Source organism: Nostoc sp. CALU 1950 (genome assembly GCF_051172895.1).
Lineage (GTDB): Bacteria > Cyanobacteriota > Cyanobacteriia > Cyanobacteriales > Nostocaceae > Nostoc > Nostoc edaphicum_A.
The window spans coordinates 22,254-28,765 of sequence record NZ_JBDNJQ010000106.1 but is presented as its reverse complement, the minus strand read 5'-3'; the positions used below and the strand labels follow the sequence as shown (position 1 = coordinate 28,765).

Annotated in this window: 5 protein-coding genes; 1 reads left to right on the top strand and 4 read right to left on the bottom strand. The window is 42.8% G+C overall.

What is annotated here, in order from left to right; all coding sequences use genetic code 11:
* Positions 1 to 372: 372 nt before the first annotated feature.
* Both wecB and ABF638_RS24810 read right to left on the bottom strand, forming a co-directional pair.
* Positions 373 to 1,518 carry a non-hydrolyzing UDP-N-acetylglucosamine 2-epimerase gene (gene wecB / locus ABF638_RS24815; protein WP_435025584.1) on the bottom strand — a complete coding sequence of 382 codons (1,146 nt, stop codon included), beginning with the start codon at positions 1,516 to 1,518 and terminating at the stop codon, positions 373 to 375.
* Positions 1,519 to 1,793: 275 nt separating this feature from the next.
* On the bottom strand, positions 1,794 to 2,165 hold the full coding sequence (locus ABF638_RS24810) for a hypothetical protein (RefSeq protein WP_435025583.1): 372 nt from the start codon (positions 2,163 to 2,165) through the stop codon (positions 1,794 to 1,796).
* 729 nt (positions 2,166 to 2,894) lie between these two features.
* Between ABF638_RS24810 and ABF638_RS24805 the strand changes: the two genes are divergently transcribed.
* Positions 2,895 to 4,166 (top strand): type IV pilus twitching motility protein PilT, encoded by a 1,272-nt coding sequence (locus ABF638_RS24805; RefSeq protein ID WP_435025582.1) that lies wholly within the window; start codon positions 2,895 to 2,897, stop codon positions 4,164 to 4,166.
* Between the two features lie 56 nt (positions 4,167 to 4,222).
* Here the strand turns inward: ABF638_RS24805 and ABF638_RS24800 are convergent, their stop codons facing one another.
* Together ABF638_RS24800 and ABF638_RS24795 are read right to left on the bottom strand one after the other, a co-directional pair.
* Positions 4,223 to 5,242 (bottom strand): zinc-dependent alcohol dehydrogenase family protein, encoded by a 1,020-nt coding sequence (locus ABF638_RS24800; protein ID WP_435025581.1) that lies wholly within the window; start codon positions 5,240 to 5,242, stop codon positions 4,223 to 4,225.
* A gap of 138 nt (positions 5,243 to 5,380) precedes the next feature.
* Positions 5,381 to 6,322: a GNAT family N-acetyltransferase gene (locus tag ABF638_RS24795; RefSeq protein ID WP_435025580.1), complete on the bottom strand. Its 942-nt coding sequence runs from the start codon at positions 6,320 to 6,322 to the stop codon at positions 5,381 to 5,383.
* Positions 6,323 to 6,512: the final 190 nt, after the last annotated feature.

The following is a 6,512-nucleotide window of genomic DNA, read 5'->3' as shown; positions in this document are numbered from 1 at the left end:
TGCTCCTCTGCACAAGAGCTGCCTCAACGATTTTCCCTTTTCTTAGTGCCATTCGTCTTAAGCCCTTGTTCTAAAAGCGTAGTTTACCGCCGTAGGGGAAGCAGAGGGTGATTTTCCGCTCGAACTACTGCCCTCTGCAAGAACTGCTTTTATTGGTAAAAATGAAAAACCAATATAAAAGCCTGTTTTATGCACCCTGAAAAACAGAAATTTTGCATTTTGTTTAATCTAAGTTTCTAATACCAATTTTGTATGAAGCTGCATAGAATTAGATCCCCCCTAACCCCCCTTAAAAAAGGGGGGAACTGGAAAAACATCTATCAAAGTCCCCCTTTTTAAGGGGGATTTAGGGGGATCGAGATATGTGCAACTTCACATTAAATTGGTATAAGTTGATGTTTCTGATGAAATACCCAAATAATTTTGCACAATCTGCAAAATTCGCTCTGCTGCATGACCATCCCCAAAAGGATTGATTGCATTTGCCATTGCTTCATAAGCATCTGGATCGCTTAGTAACTCCGCAGTAGCTGCAAAAATGTCCTCACTTTTGGTGCCTACAAGTTTGGCTGTACCGGCTGCAACCGCCTCTGGTCTTTCAGTGGTATCTCTCAAAACCAGTACTGGTTTTCCCAAACTGGGGGCTTCTTCTTGCAAGCCACCAGAGTCAGTAAGCAAAAGATGCGATCGCCCAATTGCTCCCACCAATTCGCCATAATCTAGAGGTTCTGTCAAGAAAATCCGGGGATGATTCCCTAAAAGTTCCTGCAACGGGACTCGCACTGTCGGATTGCGGTGCAGTGGTAGCAGCAAAGCTGTATCAGGAAACTTGTCTAGAATTTGTAAAAAGCTCTGAGCGATCGCTTGTAAAGGTTCTCCCCAATTTTCCCGACGATGAACTGTTGCTAACAGAACTCGATATGATTCCCAATCTAAGCCTGGGACATTGCAAACTACTTGAGTTGCAGCGACACTTAACAACGCATCAATTACCGTGTTACCCGTCATGTGAATTTCACCCAAAACACCAGAACGATGCAAATTTTCCACAGCCCAAGGAGTCGGCGCAAAGTGCAACTGAGTAATTTGAGAAATCAACCGCCGATTAGCTTCTTCTGGGTAAGGATTGAATATATCATCAGTTCTTAATCCTGCTTCTACATGGCCAACAGGAATTTTTTGATAAAAAGCTGCCAAAGCTGCGGCAAAAGCCGTGGTAGTGTCTCCCTGCACGATTACTAAATCTGGCTTTTCCACCTTGAATAACGCTTCTAACCCTTGTAAACTGCGGCAGGTAATATCATTTAAAGATTGCTGAACCTGCATAATTTCCAAGTTGTAATCTGACTTGATATTAAACAGTTGCATAACTTGCTCAACCATCTCCCGATGCTGTCCAGTTAGAATTACTTGCAACTCAAAACCTGAAGATTTCTGGAAAACTTGAATGACTGGAGCTAGTTTAATGGCTTCCGGGCGAGTACCTAAGATAATGCAAACGCGTTTTTGATTAGTCATTAGTCATTAATCATCTGTAATTTGCCAATGGTTATAGTCAATGGTCTGTGAGCAATAGTCAATAGTTGGCGGTCAATCATCACATAAACCATAAATATAAATGGATAAATCACACAAAATATAAAAAAACCCGGCTTAACCGGGCAGACGCACTGTTTGTCAAATTCAACTGTAATCACTACTTAATCTCACAAGTTTAATATTATGTCTAAAGAGCATGAAAAAACCCGGCTTAACCGGGCAGACGCACTGTTTATCGAATTCAACTGCAATGACTACTTAATCTCACATGTTAGAGGGCAAGCAGCGTAAACAGTAGTCTGCATTTGGTCTGCCTCTCCATGCAGCCAGCTTAACCATTTAACTTCACTAGGATGAACTCCCTTAACAGTTAGCACACCCGCAGCAAATACAACTGCCAGCACATTAAACATTATTAGAGCGCCTGCTACAAGCAAAACCGCACTAACAGGCATCACAGATTGCAATATAATCGACAACAGACATCCGACCGTAGCCATCAAGACAACTAGTGGAAAACCCACAACCAACAAACATACTGCTAATGTAAAAGTCCATATTAAAAAGCTTTTAATCATCAACAAGGAGTAGGTCTTTCCTAGATTAGAGCTTTGAGCAGAAACCATGACTTTTCCTCCTAAAATACAGGGCATATTTTAATTTCAGTCTTATCTCACTTTTTGCGAGTAAACTGAATTGTTTCAGTGAAATTCAGTATATAAAAACTAATCGGGAAAATGAGCATTTGTTTACTAAAGTTTACAGTTAATTTTTTGTAATTATGGATATAAAGTCAAGTTTCTATCTATTAAAAAAACTTCTTTTCTGCATCTATCTTCAGGCATATAACCTAAAAGGTATGAGCTTTTAACCTTGATCCCCAGGGGATTACTCCTATTCAACTTAACATTTCTTATAAAAATTAGTAATAGTTCTCATAATTCATAGATGGGCTGAATAAATGATCTGCTAGTATTTGTGCTGTTAATTGCTGGTAATTCCTATCCATACCTGGGATAAATTTCTCATTTAAGGACTTAGAAAATTTACCCTGCGGATGAATGCATTAAATAATACTCAGAAATCTATGTATATTTATCAGGGTGTTTTGAGTCCTTACGTGTGTTAAACCAGGTTAGATAGGTTAAATAATTTATCTAAATTTTTTGAATAGTGAAATCTCAGGAAAAAAAGATACCAGTTGAGGTGGATGAAATGCATTAATCGTCGTTCTAGACTTTCAATCGCCTCCCATCGCAGCTAGTGCTGACAGACAAGCATTCTCCAAAAGTCATCGAAGCAAGTAACTTGACTTTTGATTAATTCAACTTTTTAACTGCCAAATGTGAAGATATATGACAGAATCACAGTCTCCATTAAATTCTAACTCTGCTGCCGGACGTAACGTGCCACCAATGCCGCCGCCACCACCCCCAACGCCAACCTTTAGTACACAGCGGCAGATGACACAAACATTGGATATGTCAACCATTCCTCCTGTCGCAGGTCATCGTCCGGGTAGTCCACCGCCAATACCGACTTCAGCCCGCCCTCAAAACAGCGTTCCACAACTCACTTTAGCGAAGTTAATCAGAGAAGCTTACGATCAGGGATATTCTGACTTGCACTTGGGTGTAGGTGAAGTACCTCGCTTCCGCAGTCGAGGAGAAATTCAATCAACGGATTATCCAGAAACAGATAAAGAAGCTTTTATGAATTGGTTGCGGGAGGTGATGAGTGAAGGGGAAATTCAGCGATTTGAAGAACATTTAGAATTTGACGGAGCAACTCAATATGACTTTGCTCGTGTGCGGATTAATGTTTTTGGCTCCCTTAAAGGGGCTGCAATGGTGTTGCGGTTGATTCCACTGAAAATTTTAACTATGGAACAGTTGAATTTACCGCCAATTTTTCGGGATATTTGTCATCACCACAAAGGTTTAATTTTGGTGACTGGGCCCACTGGTTCTGGTAAATCCACCACAATGGCAGCGATGGTTGACTACATCAATAAGGAGATGGCCAAGCATATTATCACCATTGAAGACCCGATAGAATTTGTCCATCAAAGCCGCAAGTCTTTAGTCAAACAGCGGGAAGTGGGAATGCATACTCGCAAATTTGACAACGCTTTGAAAGCAGCTTTGCGGGAAGACCCAGATTTGATTCTGGTGGGGGAAATGCGGGATAAAGAAACAGTTAACACCGCCCTAAAAGCCGCTCAGACAGGTCACTTAGTCATGGGAACCCTGCACACTAATAGCGCTGTTAAAACCATTGAGCGGATTCTCAATCTCTACTCTGGTGACGAACAGGATGCAATGCGGGTGGCAGTTTCGGAGTCTTTAGTGGCAGTAATTGCTCAAGGCTTGTGTCGCACAACTGACGGTAAGCGGGCTGCTTTCCACGATGTGCTGATCAATACTGAGGCGATTAAAGAATGGATCAAAGATGGCAAGTATGATGAAATTGGCGAGTTGATGAAACAAGCTAGTTTTGACGGCATGATTACGATGAATCAGTCGTTGCTAAATCTCTATCAAGATGGTCGGATTACTGAAGAAACTGCTTTAGAAATGTCGCCAACTCCTAACGAAATGGCGCAGTTTCTCCGAGGTCGGGTTTAAGATTGGGCATTGGAGATTAGGAATTGTCTCGTTCTCAGTCATAAGCTGGGAACGAGTTAGTTATGAATTAGGCTGATCACGACTTTACCGAAATGAGCCGCACTTTTGAGGTAATGATAAGCCTCTCGTGCTTCAGTGAAGGGGAAAACTCGATCAATAATTGGTTTGATTTGATGCTGTTGCATCACCTGATTCATCGCCTCAAACATTTCCCGGCTGCCAACATAAATTCCCTGAATGGTTAAACTCTTAAAAAGTATTGGCATGGGGTCAATCTCACTTCCTCTGCCAGACAATACGCCAATCAAGCTAATACGTCCTCCGATGCGGACTGCTTGTAGCGATTTTGGCAGAGTACCTGCACCGCCTACCTCAACTACATGATCTACACCCGTGCGATTAGTCAATTGGTAAACTTGCTTTTCCCAATCTGGTGTTGTTTTATAGTTGATTGTCTCATCAGCACCAAGCTGTTTCGCTCGCGCCAATTTTTCATCACTGCTGGAAGTAATAATGGTTCTAGCACCGTGTATCTTGGCAAACTGGAGAGCAAAAATTGAAACTCCTCCAGTACCGAGTAATAAAATACTATCACCCGCGCGAATATTGCCTTTTGTCACCAGTCCATGCCAAGCTGTGACTGCTGCACAGGGCAAAGTTGCACCTTCAATGTAGGATAAATAGTCTGGTAATATCACCAAACCATCTTGGTGTAATACGACATACTCAGCTAGCATTCCATCGATACCGCCTCCGAGATCAGATTTCATTTTCTCTTTGGTTAAAGAGCCATAAATCCAATCTTGGAAGAAAGTACCCGCTACGCGATCGCCTATTTTTACCCGTGTCACACCTTCCCCCACCGCCACAACTTCTCCTGCACCGTCAGATACGGGAATTAACGGATATTTCTGTCCAGCACCGTAAGCTCCTTCAATCACAAGTAAATCGCGGTAATTTAAGGATATTGCTTTGACTTGAATGAGAACTTGTCCAGCTGCGAGTTTTGGTTCAGTGCGATCGACTAATGCAAGGGCATCAATCCCGGCGTTGCTTTGAATTTCGTAAGCTTTCATAGAATTTATTTGTCAATAGCTCAAACAGTAAGGAGTCCCCTAACATATCTGTATTCGCATTGGCAGCGCCAGGAATTGCACTTCTGCACCTCTGCCTCCTGCCTCCTGCCTCCTGCCTTCTGCCTCCTGCCTCCTAGGCTATCGCCAATCATCCAGGGCAAAAACATCTGGGCGATTGAATCCCGGTTCATTAGGTCTATGCATTGCAACTCCGATGATTTCACTGCGAAAACCACGAGCAAGCATTCTGCGGTAAGCTTCGTCTCGACTCGTATTGACCCCAGCTATTAAACGTGACATTTTTTGAGCCGCAGTCAATGCTTCACACAAATCTAATAACTGCTCGAAACCTTGCCCTGCATTGTTGCCAGAATATACTGCCCCAAATCGGACAAAGCAAGTATTACTACCTGCCTCAGTACCCGCCCCATAGTGACAAACTGCAAAACCTGCCAAGCTTGTATCATCCCATAACAACACCGTATCACCCAGTCCTTGAGCCTGAACTGTGAGAACTTCCCGTGATAAATCTAGTCCTTCATAAATAGAATTAGTGAGTTGATCAATTGCTTTCAGACTTTGGATACGTTCATCCTCACTCATCTGTGAATATCTAGTTCCTTGAGGTATTGGCTGTAATTGTTGTACTTGCTTTGCCAAAATCGCAGTGAGAAAACGCAGACGAAAGCCAAATTTTTGATATAGTACGTGATGCTTAGGACTTTGAGCAAAAGTAAACAGTCCTGTCATTGGAGTATTCCACTGGTCAAAGCAAGTTGTGGCAGCTTCAACGAGACGTTGACCTACTCCTTGGTTCCAAAAGTCAGGATGAACGCTTAACGGCCCAAAATAGCCAAAGCTCCCCCAATTCACCACCAAGTTAGACCCGATTAATTTTCCGTCTACCTCAGCAGCAAATGCCCTATCCGGATCAGTTTTCCAGCGATGGTGTATGTAAGCAGCATCCCCATAAAACTCGGTTGGTTCAGGTAATCCTAACAAAGTGCCAAAGGCCAGGCGAAAAATATGGTCAGCCGCAGCTAACTCATTCTCTTGGAGTAATCGGATAGAAACGTTCATCTCTTTGTTATGTTGAGAGCGCTAGGTTCTATCCTATTACTTAGAGTTATGCCAAGTTGCAAACTTTTTAGGACGCGGGGACACGCAGGTTAAACCAATTCGCAATTCGCAATTCGCAATGACGCTCTCTACGAGACGCGCTAAAAGCGTAGCTTGCTTCCCCGTAGGGGTACGCGGACTTGCTACCGCT

Coding starts and splice junctions, on each gene's coding strand:
- ABF638_RS24805 (WP_435025582.1), top strand. CDS start 2,895: ATGACAGAATCACAGTCTCCATTAAATTCTAACTCTGCTGCCGGACGT.
- ABF638_RS24810 (WP_435025583.1), bottom strand. CDS start 2,165: ATGGTTTCTGCTCAAAGCTCTAATCTAGGAAAGACCTACTCCTTGTTG.
- ABF638_RS24795 (WP_435025580.1), bottom strand. CDS start 6,322: ATGAACGTTTCTATCCGATTACTCCAAGAGAATGAGTTAGCTGCGGCT.
- wecB (WP_435025584.1), bottom strand. CDS start 1,518: ATGACTAATCAAAAACGCGTTTGCATTATCTTAGGTACTCGCCCGGAA.
- ABF638_RS24800 (WP_435025581.1), bottom strand. CDS start 5,242: ATGAAAGCTTACGAAATTCAAAGCAACGCCGGGATTGATGCCCTTGCA.